Below are 16659 nucleotides of genomic sequence, written 5' to 3' on the forward strand. Positions count from 1 at the left end.
AGGAGATGACCAGCACGACCGGACTGCGGCGCGGCGAGAGTGATACGGCTCGGTTCGGCGGTGAAGCGGATATCCGGTTATCGACCGGAGCGTTCGCACCCGGTCCGATTCGGGGCACGCAGAGGCCCCGTCATCGCGTCGCAACAGTGCCAGGTCATGCTGATCATTGTGGGAGGAGCCCTCTCCGCTGTCAACGGACGTCGGCGAGGGCCCCGGCCGGCTCAGGCACAGTCGGGGCTGTGCGTGTCCTCCTGCCGCCGTGTCTCCAGCGCGGCCAGTGACTCGCTCACACCGGCGGCGCGCGGTGACCCGATGGCGCTGTACAGGGCGAGCGCCTCCTGCCAGTGCTCTCGGGCCGTCGGCAGGTCGGCGCGGTCCTGGTGGATGCGGGCCAGGCCGATGTGGGCGCGGGCCTGCTCCTCCTTCTCCTCGATCTCCATGGCCAGGGCGAGGGCGGCGCGGTGTGCGGTCGCGGCCTCGTCCGGCCGGCCCGAGCCGTGCAGGGCCTCGCCGAGACCGTTGAGGCTGCCCGCTTCGCCGTAGCGCTCCCCGGTCCGCTGGAACAGGGCGAGCGCCGCCCGCTGATGGGTGGCCGCCTCCCGGTGGTGGCCGAGGCGGTTGTGGGCGTCACCGAGGTTGCTGAGGGCGTGCGCCTCGCCCCCGCGGTGGCCGAGCCGCCGGAACAGGGCGAGCGCCTCCTCGAAGTGCTCGGCCGCCGTGGCGTGCTGGTCGAGCCGGGACAGCACGATGCCGAGGTTGCCCAGCGCGCTGGCCTCACCGAAGGCATGACCGAGGGAACGGAAGAGGGCGAGTGCCTGCCGGTGCTGTTCCGCGGAGGTCTCGTAGTCGTCGAGCAACTCGTGCACGATGCCGAGGTTGTTGAGCGTGTCGGCTTCGCCGCCGATGTCCCCGACCTTCCGGAAGAGGACGACCGCCTCGCCGTGCCGCTCGGCTGCCTCGCGGTACTGGCCGCGCAGTTCGTGCAGGACGCCGAGGTTGGTGAGGTTGCGGGCCTCGGTCACCGGCAGCCCGATCCGCCGGCAGAGGGCGAGCGACTCCGTGTGGTGCCGGACCGCCTCGTCGTACTGTGCCAGCCGTCGGTGGGTCGTGCCGAGACAGGTGCGCACCTCGGCCTCGCCCCGCCGGTCACCCGCCGCGCGGGCGGCCCGCAGGGCGTTGCCGTGGATGACGAGCGCGTCGGTGAACAGTCCGCGGCTGTCGAAGTGGCGGTGCAGGGTGGTGGACAGCCCGACGGCGTGCTCGGCCCTGCCGCGTCCGGCCTCGGTGGCGGTGACCGCCGTGAGCACGGCGTGCTCGGCCGCCAGCCAGTCCTTGGCGTGGGCCTCGTCGGGAAACGGCGGCAGTTCGGTCCGCGGGGCCGCGATCCGGGGCCGCAGGTGCCGCTCGGCCGGGAACAGCACGTCCATGGCTGCGCAGGACGCCGCGAGGTAGTGGGTGAGGAGACGGTCGAGCGCCGCCTCGCGGTCGGCGGGCCCGTCGTGCCGCTCGGCCTGCCAGGCCGCGTACACCCGCAGCAGGTCGTGCATGCCGTGCCGGCCGGCGCGGGTGGGCTGGATCAGATGGCTGCGGGCCAGCAGGTCCAGGGTCTGCCGGGTGTCGGCGACGGAGCGTCCGCACAGGGCGGCCGCCGCGTACACGTCCACATCGGGTCCCGGGTGCAGTCCCAGAAGCCGGAAGGCGACGGCGGCTTCGGGCGGCAGGCGGTCGTAGGACCAGGAGAAGACGGCGCGCACGGCCGCCCGGGGATCGTCGTCCGAGTCCAGCAGCTCCAACCGGCTCCGCCGGTCGTCCAGTTCGGCGGTGAGGGCGCTCAGTGGCGAGGAGGTCCGGGCGAGCGCCAGCTCCGCGGCGATACGCAGGGCGAGGGGCAGCCGTCCGCACTGCTCGGCGAGGACGGCCGCGGCCTGTGGTTCGGCCGCGGCCCGGGGTCCGATGAGCCTGCTCAGCAGTCGTACGGCGTCGTCCAGGGGGAGCACGTCGAGTACGAGCCGGTGGGCGCCGTGCAGGGACACCAGGGAGCTGAGCACGTCCCTGCTGGTCACCACGGTTCTGCACCGGCTCGCGCCGGGCAGGAGCGGGCGTATCTGCTCGCTGGACGAGGCGTTGTCGAGCACGATGAGCATGCGGCGCTCGCTCAGCTCGGTGCGGTAGCGGGCGGAGCGGTCGTCCGGGCGCAGCGGGATCTCGGCGCCCGGGACACCGAGGGCGACGAGGAATCCGGTGAGGATGTCGGCCGCGGGCACCGGTTCGTCCGTGTCGTAGCCGCGCAGGTCCGCGTAGAGCTGGCCGTCGGGGAACTGCTCGCGCACACGGTGGGACCAGTGGACGGCGAGCGCGGTCTTGCCGACTCCGGCGGTGCCGGACACGGCGGACACCACGACCGTGTTGGTGGCGTCGGCCCCCTCCTCGGTGGACAGCAAATGCTGGGACAGCTCGTCCAGTTGTTCCTTGCGGCCAGTGAACGCCCGTACGTCGAAGGGCAGTTGCGCGGGCCGGGAGACAGATGTCCGCGCGCCTCCCGCAGCGGGGCCGGACTCCGTGCCGGTGGCCGGCAGTGGGCGGTCGCGCAGCGCCTCCTCGTAGGCCGTGCGCAGTTCCACCCCGGGGACCGAGCCCAACTCGTCGGCCAGCCTGCGGCGGACCTCGGTGTAGTGGTCCAGTGCCTCGGCGGTCCGGCCGGCCCGGGCCAGTGACCTGACGAGCAAGGCCGCGAGGGGTTCTGCCAGGGGGAACTCGTCGGACAGGGCCCGCATCCGGCCGATCGCCTGCGAGGCGTGTCCCGCCGCGGTCTCGGCCCGGGCCCACTGGAGGGCGGCTTCGAGCCGTTCGTTCAGCCAGGCCGTCCGGGTCCGCTCGGCCCAGGCGCCCGGCAGGTCCGCCAGCGGCGAGCCCCGCCACAGGTCGAGGGCGTCCCGCAGGAGCCTGCCGCACTCGGCGTCACCCGGACGCAGACCACGGGCCTGGGCCACCAGCGCCCGGAACCGCAGCAGGTCGATGCTGTCGTCCGCCGCCCGCAGAAGATAACCGCCCGACACCCGGGCCAGTTGGAGCGGCGGATGGTCCGCCGTCCCGTCCTCGCCGCGCGCCGCCTCGTCCAGCACACGCCGGACCCGGCTCACATGCGAGTACAGCGTCGAACGGGCCGCGTCGGGAGGGGTGTCGTCCCAGACCCGGTCCACCAGGGCGTCCACGGTCATCAACCGGCCCGCGTTGGCGGCCAGCGCCGCCAGGACCATGCGCTGTCTGGGCTGCCCCAGCTCGACAGGACGACCGCCGGCCCACAGTTCCAACGAGCCCAGTAATCGAAGATCCACGTCCCCACCCACGATCGGCCGCACTGCTTTTCACGAACTCCCCCGATCTTGCCCAGGATTCCACACATGGGGGGCCGGTGGTGCGGTCATGGTGATGGTTCCGGTACGCCCAGTGATCCCGGCTCGGCCCGAGGTCGGCACGCAGGTCCCGGGCGCGGCCGTGCGGGGGCCGAGGGGCCCGGCAAGGTTTTCACAAGGTCCCTCTTGCAGTCTTCGAACAGCCGGTTGGCCGGCCCGGCGTCCGGACCCCCCTTCGTGCCGGGCCGGTCAACCGGATCAGCCGCAGGTTCAGGCACGGAGCCGGACCTGCAGTGGGGCTTCGCCCGTCGCCGCTGTCAACGGGGGTCAGCGGCGGCGGAGCGGGGCACCGGACACCACCGATGCCGCGCTCCGCGCACGCGCCGTCAGGGGACGCGCACCCAGTCGAGGGTGCGTTCCACGGCCCTCTTCCACCCGGCGTAGCCTTCCGCGCGCTGGTCGTCCGACCACTGCGGCTCCCAGCGCTTCGACTCGTTCCAGTGGGTGCGCAGTTCATCCGTGTCCCGCCAGAAACCGACGGCCAGCCCGGCCGCGTAGGCGGCGCCGAGCGCGGTCGTCTCGGCGACGACGGGACGGCTCACGGAGACGCCGAGGACATCGGCCTGGATCTGCATGCAGAGGTCGTTGGCGGTGACCCCGCCGTCGACCTTGAGCACGTCGAGATGGACCCCGGAGTCCTGTTCCATGGCGTCCACGACGTCGCGGCTCTGGTAGCAGATGGCCTCCAACGTCGCCCGTGCCAGATGCGCGTTGTCGTTGTACCGGGCCAGTCCGACGATCGCCCCGCGCGCGTCGGAGCGCCAGTAGGGCGCGAACAGGCCGGAGAAGGCAGGGACGAAGTACATGCCCCCGTTGTCCTCGACGCTGCGGGCGAGATCCTCGCTCTCGGCGGCCGTCTTGATGATCTTCATCTGGTCGCGCAGCCACTGCACCGCGGAGCCGGTCACCGCGATGGAGCCCTCCAGCGCGTAGATGACCGGGTCGTCACCGAACTTGTACGCCACGGTGGTGAGCAGCCCGTGCTCGGAACGGACCAGCTCCGTGCCGGTGTTGAGCACCAGGAAGTTGCCCGTGCCGTAGGTGTTCTTCGCCTCGCCGGGCGCGAAGCAGACCTGTCCGACGGTCGCCGCCTGCTGGTCGCCGAGCACACCCCCGATGGGAATGGCCGCGCGCAGGGGCCGCGAGGCGCGGGTGACACCGTACGCCTCCGGGTGCGACGAGGGCTTGATGGCCGGCAGCATGGCCCGCGGGATGCCGAAGAAGCCCAGCAGTTCGTCGTCCCAGTCGAGGGTCTCCAGGTTCATCAGCATGGTGCGGCTGGCGTTGGTCACGTCGGTGGCGTGGATACCGCCGTCGGGCCCGCCGGTGAGGTTCCACAGGACCCACGCGTCCGTGTTCCCGAACAGGGCATGGCCCTGCTCCGCCGCCTCACGTACGCCGTCGACGTTCTCCAGGATCCACTGGATCTTCCCTCCGGAGAAGTACGTGGCCGGCGGCAGCCCGGCCTTGCGGCGGATGACGTCGCCCTGCCCCGAACGCTCCAGGGCCGCCGCGATCCCGTCGGTGCGGGTGTCCTGCCACACGATGGCGTTGTAGTACGGGCGGCCGTTGCGCGGATCCCACACCACCGTCGTCTCGCGCTGGTTGGTGATACCGATCGCGGCCAGGTCGGTCGCCGTCAGACCGCCGTAGCGCAGGGCGTTCTGGATCACCGAGTTGGCGCGTTCCCAGATCTCCACCGGGTCGTGCTCCACCCAGCCCGAACGCGGCAGGATCTGGGCGTGCTCCAGCTGGTGCTTCGCCACCTCGTTGCCGCCGTGGTCGAAGATCATGAATCGGGTGCTGGTGGTTCCCTGATCCACCGCGCCGATGAAGTCCGCCATGGGTTTCCGCCTCTCCGGCCGGTGTGGTCAGTCCTTGGATGCCGGGATGCGTCCCGGCGGCTCGGGTTCAGCGGACGGCAGGAAGCGGCCGATGAGGACCTTGTACAGACCCGCGCCGAGCAGGCCGCCGATCAGCGGACCGATGATCGGCACCCAGAAGTAGAGGTTCCCGTACTGGTCCCGCCACGCTCCGCCGTAGCCGGTGAGGAAGCTGGCCAGCCGGGGTCCGAAGTCACGGGCCGGGTTGATGGCGTACCCCGCGTTCGTCCCCCAGGCCATGCCGATCGCGACCACGACCAGGCCGATGACGAACGGGCCCAGGTTCGCGCCCGGCGGCGTGTTCAGCATGTCCGTGATGGCCATGATGAGCAGCAGCAGGATGGCGGTGCCGATGATCTGGTCACGGAGCGCGCCCCACTCGTGGACGGGGAGGGCGGGATTGCCGTTGCCGGGGAGCGTCGAGAACACGCCCTGCGTCTTGAGGGTGTGTCCGGGGTCGGCCTTCGCCAGGGCCTCGCTGTAGTTCCAGCGGACGAGGAGCGCCGCCACGAAGGCGCCGGCCGTCTGGGCCACCGCGTAGGGAGCCACTTTGCGCCACGGGAACCCCTTGAACGCGGCGAGCGCCACGGTCACCGCGGGATTGAGGTGGGCGCCGCTCAGTCTCGCCGCCACATAGACGCCCAGGGTGACACCGAGGCCCCACGCCCAGGCGATGCTGTCGTGGTCACCCAGACCGCCCGCCGGATCCGTGAGAGCGCCGCCCGCGGACACCTGGGCCACCACGCCGCAGCCGAAGAGAATGAGGATCAGTGTGCCCGCGAACTCGGCCGACAACTCGCCGACCACTCCGGCCCGTATACGCCGCTCAGCCATGGAAGCTCACCCTCCGCCGGCTGTACCGGCCGTCGACCGCCCCGAGCGATATCCGCCAGGCTAGGACGGTTTACGCGAGAGTGCATATCGGGGCACATCCGGCTCGGTGGCTGGTGCCCTGCCGCTCCGGAGCCTTGCCGGTGCTCCCGCACACGGGTCACCTGAGACCGCTCTGCGAGCCCCGCCGGTCTGGTCGGTGTGGTGATCGGCTTCGCGTCGGTTTCCTGACCCGCACATCCCTGTGGGATCGCGGTCGCCCCTGCGAGGGTGTGGTCATGAATACGACACCGGACGGACGACCTATCCCGCCTACACACGCCGACGAACGCGCCATGCTGGAAGCGTGGTTGGACTTCCACCGCGCGACGCTCACCCTGAAGTGCGCGGGCCTGAAGGACGACCAGTTACGACTGGCCGCGGCGGCGCCCTCGTCGATGACGCTGCTCGGCCTCGTACAGCACCTGACCGAGGTGGAGCGCAACTGGTTCCAGCGCGTCTTCGCGGGCCATGACGTGCCACTTGTCTTCGGGCAGGACAATCACGACGGCTTCGGCCTCCGGCCGGACCGGGGGCTGGACGAGGTGATGGCTGCCTGGCGGGCGGAGATCGCCCGGGGCCGTGAGCTGATCGCCGACGCGACCCTGGAGGACTCCGGCCGCCTGTCCGAACAGGACGCGGCTCACGTCGGCCACCACGGAGTCTCGCTCCGCTGGATCATGGTGCACATGATCGAGGAGTACGCACGTCACAACGGTCATGCCGACCTCATCCGCGAGCGGATCGACGGAGTCACCGGCACGTGACGGACCGCTCGACGCGGTTCAGCCCCTCGGTCTGCGCCGCCGTGCCCGCCACCTGCGAGCAGGCAGGAGGTCCTCGCCCCGCACCCCCGCTCAGGCCAGCAGGACGTCCTCGCCCGCCGTCACGGGGACGACCTCGTCGGCCGGTGGCGCCCCGGCCTTCACCGGTGTTCCGAAGTCGGACAGCGTCAGCGTCGTCACGGCCTTCATACCGCCGAAGTAGGACAGCCGGACCTGGACGGCACGCCCCTTGCCGTCGACCCACACATCCGCGTAGACGGGCACGTCGTCGCCCAGCTTCTCGCGCACCTCGTCCAGGCCCTGCTTCGTCTTCGCCGTCATCCGGAGCGTCGCGGTGGCGTGGTCGATCGTGCCCCTGTAGTGCACCGCCGGAGCGTCGTTCACCTGCTCCTCGCCCTCGTTCGACACCTGCCGCATCGCCTTCATCTGGCGGAGCAGATGCTCGGGGTCGTTCAGCGGCGACCGCAGGAAATAGCGGGTCAGGGCCTCACTCCGGTCGGCCGCGGCCCAGGTGTCCTCACCCACCGCCCGAGAACCCCGCACATAGACCGTGTCACCGACGAAGACCTCCTCGACGGGGTCCATGCCGCTGTCCTCGAGGTTCACCGTGAGCCGGCCCCTGTCACCCGCCAGGTCGAAGGCGCCGCCGATCGCGAACACGTAGGTCGTGGGGCTGTCGGTGGAGCGCATCTCGATCGTCTCGTCCACGCGGGCGCTGTCCGCGCTCGTCCGCGCGATCGCGGCGCGCACGGCCGCCCCGTGATCCACGGTCTCCTCCGCACTCTCCCCTGAGCCGCCGCCCGGACCACCGGAGCAAGCGGTGCAGCAGAGCAGCATGACAGCGGTGGAGAGGAGGTGGGCGTGGCGCATCGGTTCTCCGGGACATCGTCACTGCGGTGGGGTGGAGCCCCGAAGGGCCTGCAGATCTTCGCATGGAACCGGCCAGGGGGCTCAAGATTTTCGGCTGCGGCACCCTGATCGGAGCGCCGAACCGAGCGGTCTCCTGCGAGCGGACGGCGCCCCCCTCACCGCCTCATTCCGGGCGGGCGCGCCCGAGTACGCGGCTGAGCCATCGGGTTCGGGCTGTGGCGCCCGCAGTGCCCGCAGTGCCCACGCGGCCTACAGCGCCTGCGCCGACCCCTTCGGACGCGGAGAAGCCCCGACGCCCGGTCATGACGCGCAGCCCCGCCCGCTGGAGGAGGGAAGCCCGCGGGCCCCGCCGAGCGCCTGTCCCACGGAAGGCGCGGCGCTGACGCAAGACGCGTTGCCGGAGCGAATATCAGCGCTGCCGCACGTGCCGACGCGAAGGTCTGCACCGGCCCCGACCATCGATGTCACCGAGATCATGGGTCCAGGAAACCAGCAACCGGGCCACTCGCGTCGCCGAAACCCGCAGCCCACTCCGCCACAGAGTTGAACATGTTCAAAAAGGCGGGATACGCTTTCGTCGAACGAAGCCGAGGGGGTTCGATGAAGGTAGTGCTGCCCGGGGGAACCGGACAGGTGGGCGCGATTCTCGACCGCGCGCTGACAGCGGCCGGCCACGAGGTCACGGTGGTGACCCGGAGTCCGTCGAGGGCGCACGACATCGGCTGGGACGGGGTCACACTCGGCCCCTGGGCCGAGGCGATCGACGGCTGCGATGTCGTCGTCAACCTCGCCGGACGCAGCGTCTCCTGCCGCTACACCGAGGAGAACCTGCGGGCCATGATGGACTCCCGGGTGGACTCGGCGCGCGTGGTCGGCGAGGCGATCGCCGCCGCCGAGCGACCACCGCGCGTCTGGCTGCAGATGAGTACCGCGACGGTCTACGCCCACAGTTTCGACGCGGCGCACGACGAGACGACCGGCGTGATCGGCGGTGCGGAGCCCGGCGTGCCGGACTACTGGGCGTACAGCGTCGAGATCGCGCAGAACTGGGAGCGGGCGCAGTCCGAGGCACCGACTCCCGCGACCCGCAAGGTGGCCCTGCGGTCGGCGATGGTCATGAGTCCGGACCGGGGCGGCGTGTTCGACGTGCTGTCGCGGCTCGTACGACTCGGGCTGGGCGGGCCGGTGGCGGGCGGCGCGCAGTACGTCTCCTGGATCCATGGCGAGGACTTCGTGCGGGCGGTGGAGTTCCTGATCGACCGGGACGACATCGAGGGACCGGTGAACCTCGCCTCGCCCGGGCCTCTTCCGCACCGCGACTTCATGCGGGCGCTGCGTACGGCGTGGCGCGTTCCGGTGGGGCTGCCGGCGACACGCTGGATGGCCGAGCTGGGGGCGTTCGCCCTGCGCTCGGACACGGAACTGCTGCTGAAGAGCCGCCGGGTGGTGCCCGGTCGGCTCGGCGCGGCCGGGTTCGCCTTCGCACATCCCGAGTGGGGGAGCGCCGCCAAGTCCCTTGTCCGGCAGGCGGGTCGCAGACATCCGGGCCGGGAGGCGGACCGGCTGTCGACGCGTTAGCGGTCCGTCCTCCTCGGACCCTGCCGGTACGGGAGGACGAACCCTCCGCGGCGGTCCGCCCGGCGCACGCGACGCGCCGATGATCCTGCCTGCGCCGGCCGGCGGCAGCGTTCACAGTCGGCAACCGGCAACCGGCAACCGGCAACCGGCAACCGGCAGTCCGCGGACCACGGACCATGGACCGCGGGCTCAGGACGACTCGCGTACGACCAGTTCCGTGGGCAGCACGACGTGCCGGCGCGGCTCCTCGGGGTTGCCGATCTCCTCCAGGAGGAGGCGGGCGATCGTCTCGCCGATCTCCTCGACGGGCTGACGCACGCTCGTGAGGGGCGGGTTGGTGTGCCGGGCGATGATGGAGTCGTCGAAGCCGACCACGGCAACATCCTCCGGCACGCTGCGCCGCTGCCTGCGCAGCTCCACGAGCGCCCCCGCCGCCATGACGTCCGAGGCGACGAACACGGCGTCGAGCGCGGGGACTTGTTCAAGGAGTGAACGCATCGCAGCCTCGCCGCCCTCCTCGGTGAAGTCGCCGGAGGCCACAAGCCGGTCCGTGGGGTCGTGTCCTGCCTTCTCCAGGGCCTCGTGCCACCCCTGGAGCCGGCTGCGCGACACATCCATGTCGAGGGGGCCGCTGATCGTGGCGATGGTCCGCCGCCCCTGCGCGAGCAGATGGCCGACGGCCGTCGCGGCGCCGCCCGCGTTGTCGGAGTGCACATGGCTGAGCGACTCCGTGACGGAACGGCGCCCGGCGAGCACCGTCGGCAGTCCCATGTCCTCCAGCAGGCCCGGCAGCGGGTCGTGCTCGTGCACCGAGACCAGGAGCACCCCGTCGACCCGGCGTTCCGCCACCGACTCGGTGAGCTGGTCGCGCTCCGCCTGGTCGCGGACGAGGACCAGTTGGAGCTGTGTGCGGGTCTTCGCGAGGGCCGTGCTGACCCCGCGGATGACCGCCGAGAAGTACGGCTCCGAGCCCAGCCGGCTCTCGGACTCGGGGATCACCAGGGCCACGGAGTTCGTCCGGCTCGTCACCAGGCCCCTGGCGACGGAGTTCGGTACGTAGTTCAGTTCGGCGATGGCGGCGAGCACGGCGGCCCTCGCCTTCTCGCTGACGAGTTCCGAGCCGTTGATGACTCGTGAAACCGTGGTCCGTCCGACACCGGCGCGCGCGGCCACGGTCTTGATGGTCGGACGCTGTCTGCCCCGCATGCCGCCTCCTCGCCCCCGCGCCGTCCGAACGGCTGTCACCTGCGCATTGTGCCAGACCCGCGAAGGGCGCCCGGATGGTCCTGGTGCACCTCCGCGACATCTTCCGGCAACGAAGTGGTTTCAACTTCTTGACAGGACCCTGTGGCGGCGGCCACGCTCTGGGCCACCGAGTGGGCACGTTCCCATCGTTGTTTGGGAACGTACCCACCGGACAAATCGGGCCTGCGGAGCGGACCGCGGGGCTCGAACTCCGGTGCGTCAGCGCCGCCGCTAGGAGGACGAAATGGGCAAGGTCCGAAAGAAGTTGCGTACACGAGCCGTGGCCGCCGTATCGGTTGTGTCGGCTCTCGGCCTGGTCGTGGGCTGCGGAGGCAGCGACAGCGGCGGGACGGGCGGAGGGAAGAAGGACGGCAAGACCACCATCACCATGGGGCTCTTCGGTGTCATGGGCTTCAAGGAGACCGGCCTGCTCGACAAGTACATGAAGGAGCACCCGGACGTCGTCATCAAGGCGGACGTCGCGGGTGACGAGCAGACCTACTACACCGCCCTGCAGACCCACCTCGCCGCCGGGAGCGGGCTGAAGGACATCCAGGGCATAGAGATTGGTCGGGCCAAGGAACTGTCCGACACGCAGAAGGACAAGTTCGTCGACCTGGCCGGCGCGGCCGGGACGGACCACTTCCTTCCCTGGAAGCAGAGCCAGGTCACCACCGACGACAAGAAGGTCATCGGCCTCGGGACCGACATCGGCCCGATGGCGGTCTGTTACCGCAAGGACCTGTTCGAGCAGGCCGGTCTGCCCACCGACCGCGAGGAGGTCGCCAAGCTGTGGGAGGGCGACTGGTCGAAGTACGTCGAGGCGGGCAAGACGTTCAAGAAGAAGTCGAAGGACGACAAGGTCGCCTTCATGGACAGCTCCAGCGGACTGTTCAACGCCATGATCTACGGCAACTCCCAGCAGTTCTACGACAAGCAGGGCAAGCTCATCTACGAGACGAACCCCGTAGTGAAGGACGCGTGGAAGCTGGCCTCCGAGGCGGCCACGTCCGATCTGACCGCCAAGCTCCGCCAGTTCCAGCCGGGCTGGGACCCGGGTCTGGCCAACAGCACCTTCGCCTCCACCGTCTGCCCGGCGTGGATGCTCGCGCACATCAGTGAGAAGGCCGGACCGAAGAACAAGGGCAAGTGGGACGTGGCCAAGGCCCCCAAGGGCGCCAACTGGGGCGGGTCCTTCCTCGGGGTGATGGAGAAGAGCCCGGTCAAGAAGGAGGCGCAGGACCTCGTGGCCTGGCTGACCGCTCCCGAGCAGCAGGCCTACCTGTTCAAGGAGATCGGCAACTTCCCCTCGTCGCAGACCGCGCTGGAGATGCCCGAAGTGGTCGACGCCAAGTCCGACTACTTCGCGGGTGCGCCCATCGGGCAGATCTTCGGTGAAGCGGCCAAGGAGATCCCCGACGAGCAGGTGCTCGGCCGCAAGGACGGCACGATCAAGGACATCTTCTCGCAGGGTCTGACCTTGATCGAGGCGCAGGGCAAGAGCCCGAACGAGGCGTGGAAGACCACGGACAAGCGCATCGAGAAAGCCGCCGGCTGACCTCGTAGGACCGGTCCGTCGCCCACCTCCGCAGCCGCCCGGCGTCCCCCGCACGGCCCGTGCGGGCCGCCGGGCCCCTGCCCGCCCCGCCCCACCCTCAGCTCACCCTCCAGGAAGGACGCCTTCCGGTGGCCATCTCCACCTCGACACCCCCAGACGATGCGCCCGGCACCGCCGCGCCGGACGGGACCGGTACCGCCTCCGAGCGCCGCAGTTCGCTGCTCCACCGGCTCGACGTGCGCGGCGCCCCGTACGCCTTCGTCGCCCCGTTCTTCGTCGTCTTCGCCGCCTTCAGCTTCTACCCGCTCGTCTACACCTCGTGGATCTCGCTGCACCGCGTCGAACTGTCGACCCTGAACGTCATGGAATGGGTCGGCTTCGACAACTACACGGCTCTGTGGGACGACGACCGGTTCTGGAACGCGCTGCTCAACACGTTCACCATCGGCGTCCTGTCGACCGTGCCGCAGCTGATGATGGCGCTCGGTCTCGCGCACCTGCTCAACTACCAGCTGCGGGGCTCGACGTTCTTCCGCGTCGCCGCCCTCACCCCGTACGCCACCTCCGTGGGCGCCGCGGCCCTGGTGTTCACGATGCTCTTCGAGCGCGACTTCGGCATGATCAACTGGATGCTGAGCCTGGTCGGCATCGACAACATCGACTTCGAGAACAACAAGTGGGCCGCGCAGACGGCCATTTCCACGATCGTCATCTGGCGCTGGACCGGCTACAACGCGCTGCTCTACCTGGCGGCGATGCAGGCGATCCCACGGGACCGCTACGAGGCCGCGGCCATCGACGGCGCCTCGCGCTGGCAGCAGTTCCTCAAGGTCACCGTCCCCGGTATCCGTTCCACCATCGTGTTCACCATCGTCCTGTCCACGATCGGCGCCACGCAGCTCTTCGGTGAGCCCCTGATCTTCGGCCAGGGCCCGAACGGCATCACCGGCGGCGCGGACAACCAGTACCAGACGCTGGGACTGCTCCTGTACGAGGAGGGCTGGAAGAACTACCAGATGGGCCGGGCCGCCACGGTCGCCTGGGCGATGTTCCTGCTGCTCATCGTCCTCTTCGTCGTCCAACGAGTCGTCAAGCGCGTCCTGGCGCGCAAGGCCTGACCGGGAGATACCCATGACCACAGACAGCATCCCGGTCCAGACGGCGGACGCACGCCCGGAGGCCGCGCGCAAGACCCGCAAGAGCGAGCCGCCCGGTGGCCGGAGCCGACAGCTGTTTCGCCACCCCGGTGCCGGACGTCAGCACCACGCGGGTCCCGTCGCCTACATCCTGCTGGGGATCGCGGCCCTCTTCTCCCTCTTCCCGCTCTACTGGACGATGGTGGCGGCGTCGAGCGACAACACGCGCGTCACCCAGACGCCCCCGCCGTTCCTGCCGGGGCCCCACCTCCTGGACAACCTCGGCAAGGCCTGGCAGGACGCCGCACTGGGCAAGGCCATGCTCAACAGCCTGATCGTGGCCGGTGTGATCGCCCTGTCGACGGTGCTGTTCGCCACCCTGGCCGGGTTCGCCTTCGCGAAACTCCGCTTCAAGGGCCGCAACATCCTGCTGATGCTCGTGATCGGCACGATGATGGTGCCACCCCAGCTCGGCGTCGTACCACTGTTCATGATGATGACGGAGCTGGGCTGGGGACAGCAGCTGCCCGCCGTCATCTTCCCCACGCTCGTCAGTGCCGTCGGGGTGTTCTTCATGCGCCAGTACCTGAGCGAGGCGCTGCCCGACGAACTCGTGGAGGCCGGCCGGGTCGACGGCGCGCACTCCCTGCGCATCTTCTGGAGCATCGTGCTGCCGATCGCCCGGGCACCCATGGCGGTCCTGTTCATGATCACGTTCGTGCACGCCTGGAACGACTTCTTCTGGCCGTTCATCGTGCTCGACATGTCGAATCCGACGGTGCCCGTCGCGCTCACCCAGCTGAGCGCCGGATACGTGCGCGACCAGTCGCTGATCATGGCGGGTGCCCTGCTCGGCACGCTGCCCCTGCTCGCCATGTTCATCGTCTTCGGCCGGCAGATCGTCGGCGGCATCATGCAGGGCGCGGTCAAGGGATGAGCGTCCCGCCGTCCCCTTGGTCCCGGGGCCCTCCGGCGCCCCCACCCCGGCCCACTCCACCTGGCTTCTCCCGTCCCGCAGTACATCTGGAAGGACTCACGTGACCACCGTTACCCGACGTGTCGCGCCCACCCCGGACAACTCCGCCGCCGTTCGGTTCCCGCAGGGATTCACCTGGGGTACGGCGACCGCCGCCTACCAGATCGAGGGCGCCGCCACCGCGGACGGACGCACCCCCTCGATCTGGGACACCTACTCGCACACGCCCGGCAGGGTGCGCAACGGCGACACCGGTGACGTGGCCACCGACCACTACCACCGCTGGCGCGAGGACGTCGAGATCATGGCCGACCTCGGGGTGAGCGCCTACCGGTTCTCGCTGTCCTGGTCGCGGGTGCAGCCGACCGGTCGCGGTCCGGCCGTCCAGAAGGGGCTCGACTTCTACCGCGCCCTGACCGACGCCCTGCTGGAGAAGGGCATCGAACCGGTCGTCACCCTCTACCACTGGGACCTGCCGCAGGAGCTGGAGGACGCGGGCGGCTGGCCGGAGCGCGTCACCGCCGACCGGTTCGCCGACTACGCGACCCTGGCGGCCCGTGCGCTGGGGGACCGGGTGAAGACCTGGACCACCCTCAACGAGCCCTGGTGCAGCGCCTTCCTCGGGTACGGCTCCGGTGTCCACGCCCCCGGCCGTACCGACCCGGTGGCCGCCCTGCGCGCGGCCCACCACCTCAACCTCGCCCACGGCAAGGCCGTACAGGCGCTGCGTGCCGAACTGCCGTCCTACGCGCGGGCGTCCGTCACGCTCAACATCCACCACGTCCGGCCGCTGACCGAGTCCGCCGAGGATGTGGACGCGGCCCGCCGGATCGACGCGCTGGCCAACCGTGTCTTCACGGGACCCCAGTTGGAGGGCCGGTACCCGCAGGACCTCCTCCAGGACACGGCCTCGCTGACCGACTGGTCCTTCGTGCAGGACGGCGACCTCGCCGAGATCCACCAGCCGCTGGACTTCCTGGGCGTCAACTACTACACGCCCACCGTCGTCTCCGCCGCCACCGGCGGGGCCAGCCACGGCTCCGACGGTCACGGCCAGAGCGCGCACAGCCCCTGGCCGGGGGCCGAGGTCGCCTTCCACCGTCCACAGGGCAGCACCACCGCGATGGGCTGGGCGGTCGACCCGAGCGGTCTGTACGACCTGCTGCTGCGGCTCAAGGCGGACTTCCCCGCCATGCCCTTGATGATCACCGAGAACGGGGCGGCGTTCGACGACTACGTGAACCCCGAGGGCGAGGTCGTCGACCCCGAGCGCATCGCCTACCTCCGCGGCCACCTGTCCGCCGTGCACCGGGCGATCAGGGACGGCGTCGACGTGCGCGGCTACTTCCTGTGGTCCCTGCTGGACAACTTCGAGTGGGGCTACGGCTACAGCAAGCGCTTCGGCGCCGTCTACGTCGACTACCCGACCGGCCGGCGCATCCCCAAGGCCAGCGCGCGCTGGTATGCCGGCGTGGCCCGCACGGGCGTCCTGCCGGACGAAGGAGGCGAGGACTGAGCCGTTCCTCCCCGGCACCGGCGCCGCGACCGCGGATCCGTGTGGTGGATGTGGGGCATGTGCAGGTATAGACCCACCGCGACGGGGCACCAGGGGGTGTAGCCGACACCGCTTGGTGTCGCCCAGTGACAACGACGCCACTGAGGAAGTCTGGATTCTCGCGGTGGCACCTGCCCACATGCGAGCTGTGCTGTGTGTGGGAGAGGAATCACCATGATGGTGCCGGCGGAGAAGGAACTGCGTACGGTCCTGGCCCAGTTCGCCGAGGTACGGATCGAGCACGACGTGCGCCCCACCGGACGTACCAGCCGTGCTCTGGAGGACGTCACCTACACCCTCTGCGTCATGACGGCCTCGCGCACCGCCGAGGAGGCGCTGCGTACGGCCGACCTGCTGATCGAGAAGTACCGCACCACGCGCGAGGGGGCGGCGCAGGAGGACGAGACCCTGGCCGCGTAGGGACCTGGGCCGCGCGGTGACGGTGGTCCTGCCGACGCGGGGGCACAGTCGGCTCCCCATCCGCGGGTGTCCCCGCGCCGGTCCGGTCCTCCCCCTGCCGGAGCGAGCGGGAATCGCTCCAGGACGGCGGAGGACGACAATCCGGGGTCCCGGCGTCCGCTGCGAGGATGTGAGGGCCCCGGCCGTTCTGCTGCCGTGTCTGTTCCGGTGTGCGGCGCGGGGTCCGGGAGCCGAGCGGCGCGATGACCCTGCGGGCTGTCAGCACGGGTATCCGCCACTGCCCCCACCGTAGCGGGGCGCGGGTGGCCGCGCGGCGGCGCATGGCGGGCGGACCGGGGCAGGGGACGGCGCACCGACGCACACCCCGGTA

At 70.4% G+C, this 16659-nt stretch carries 12 protein-coding genes; 7 read left to right on the top strand and 5 right to left on the bottom strand.

Annotated features, from left to right (window positions below):
* Positions 1 to 221: 221 nt before the first annotated feature.
* From IE278_RS01175 to IE278_RS01185, 3 genes are all read right to left on the bottom strand, one after another.
* The gene (locus IE278_RS01175; RefSeq protein ID WP_246569664.1) at positions 222 to 3335 is read right to left on the bottom strand and encodes an AfsR/SARP family transcriptional regulator; all 3114 of its coding nucleotides are present in this window, start codon (positions 3333 to 3335) and stop codon (positions 222 to 224) included.
* A 404-nt stretch (positions 3336 to 3739) separates the two neighbouring features.
* A complete protein-coding gene (gene glpK / locus IE278_RS01180) occupies positions 3740 to 5257 on the bottom strand; it encodes a glycerol kinase GlpK (protein WP_189767792.1) in 1518 nt (505 codons plus the stop codon).
* Between the two features lie 27 nt (positions 5258 to 5284).
* Positions 5285 to 6130: an MIP/aquaporin family protein gene (locus IE278_RS01185; protein WP_189767794.1), complete on the bottom strand. Its 846-nt coding sequence runs from the start codon at positions 6128 to 6130 to the stop codon at positions 5285 to 5287.
* Positions 6131 to 6405: 275 nt separating this feature from the next.
* Between IE278_RS01185 and IE278_RS01190 the strand changes: the two genes are divergently transcribed.
* Entirely contained in the window at positions 6406 to 6933 is a 528-nt protein-coding gene (locus IE278_RS01190; protein WP_189767796.1) for a DinB family protein, read from the top strand.
* 90 nt (positions 6934 to 7023) lie between these two features.
* Here the strand turns inward: IE278_RS01190 and IE278_RS01195 are convergent, their stop codons facing one another.
* Positions 7024 to 7821, bottom strand: coding sequence for an SCO4651 family lipoprotein (locus IE278_RS01195; RefSeq protein ID WP_189767798.1), 798 nt, complete (start codon positions 7819 to 7821; stop codon positions 7024 to 7026).
* A 600-nt stretch (positions 7822 to 8421) separates the two neighbouring features.
* Here IE278_RS01195 and IE278_RS01200 point away from each other — a divergent pair.
* Positions 8422 to 9399 (top strand): TIGR01777 family oxidoreductase, encoded by a 978-nt coding sequence (locus tag IE278_RS01200; RefSeq protein ID WP_189767800.1) that lies wholly within the window; start codon positions 8422 to 8424, stop codon positions 9397 to 9399.
* A 189-nt stretch (positions 9400 to 9588) separates the two neighbouring features.
* Here IE278_RS01200 and IE278_RS01205 read toward each other — a convergent pair whose 3' ends face one another.
* The gene (locus IE278_RS01205; protein WP_189767802.1) at positions 9589 to 10605 is read right to left on the bottom strand and encodes a LacI family DNA-binding transcriptional regulator; all 1017 of its coding nucleotides are present in this window, start codon (positions 10603 to 10605) and stop codon (positions 9589 to 9591) included.
* Between the two features lie 283 nt (positions 10606 to 10888).
* Here IE278_RS01205 and IE278_RS01210 point away from each other — a divergent pair, with 283 nt between their 5' ends.
* The 5 genes from IE278_RS01210 to IE278_RS01230 all read left to right on the top strand — a co-directional run bounded on the left by IE278_RS01210 (position 10889) and on the right by IE278_RS01230 (position 16289).
* The gene (locus tag IE278_RS01210; RefSeq protein ID WP_189767804.1) at positions 10889 to 12202 is read left to right on the top strand and encodes an ABC transporter substrate-binding protein; all 1314 of its coding nucleotides are present in this window, start codon (positions 10889 to 10891) and stop codon (positions 12200 to 12202) included.
* 128 nt (positions 12203 to 12330) lie between these two features.
* Positions 12331 to 13320 (top strand): carbohydrate ABC transporter permease, encoded by a 990-nt coding sequence (locus IE278_RS01215; protein WP_189767806.1) that lies wholly within the window; start codon positions 12331 to 12333, stop codon positions 13318 to 13320.
* Between the two features lie 13 nt (positions 13321 to 13333).
* On the top strand, positions 13334 to 14275 hold the full coding sequence (locus tag IE278_RS01220; protein ID WP_189767808.1) for a carbohydrate ABC transporter permease: 942 nt from the start codon (positions 13334 to 13336) through the stop codon (positions 14273 to 14275).
* 100 nt (positions 14276 to 14375) lie between these two features.
* Complete coding sequence (locus IE278_RS01225) at positions 14376 to 15830, top strand: GH1 family beta-glucosidase (RefSeq protein WP_189767810.1); 1455 nt, start codon at positions 14376 to 14378, stop codon at positions 15828 to 15830.
* Positions 15831 to 16043: 213 nt separating this feature from the next.
* The gene (locus IE278_RS01230; RefSeq protein WP_189767812.1) at positions 16044 to 16289 is read left to right on the top strand and encodes a DUF5133 domain-containing protein; all 246 of its coding nucleotides are present in this window, start codon (positions 16044 to 16046) and stop codon (positions 16287 to 16289) included.
* Positions 16290 to 16659 lie beyond the last annotated feature (370 nt).

The organism is Streptomyces tauricus (assembly GCF_014650955.1).
Taxonomy (GTDB): domain Bacteria; phylum Actinomycetota; class Actinomycetes; order Streptomycetales; family Streptomycetaceae; genus Streptomyces; species Streptomyces tauricus.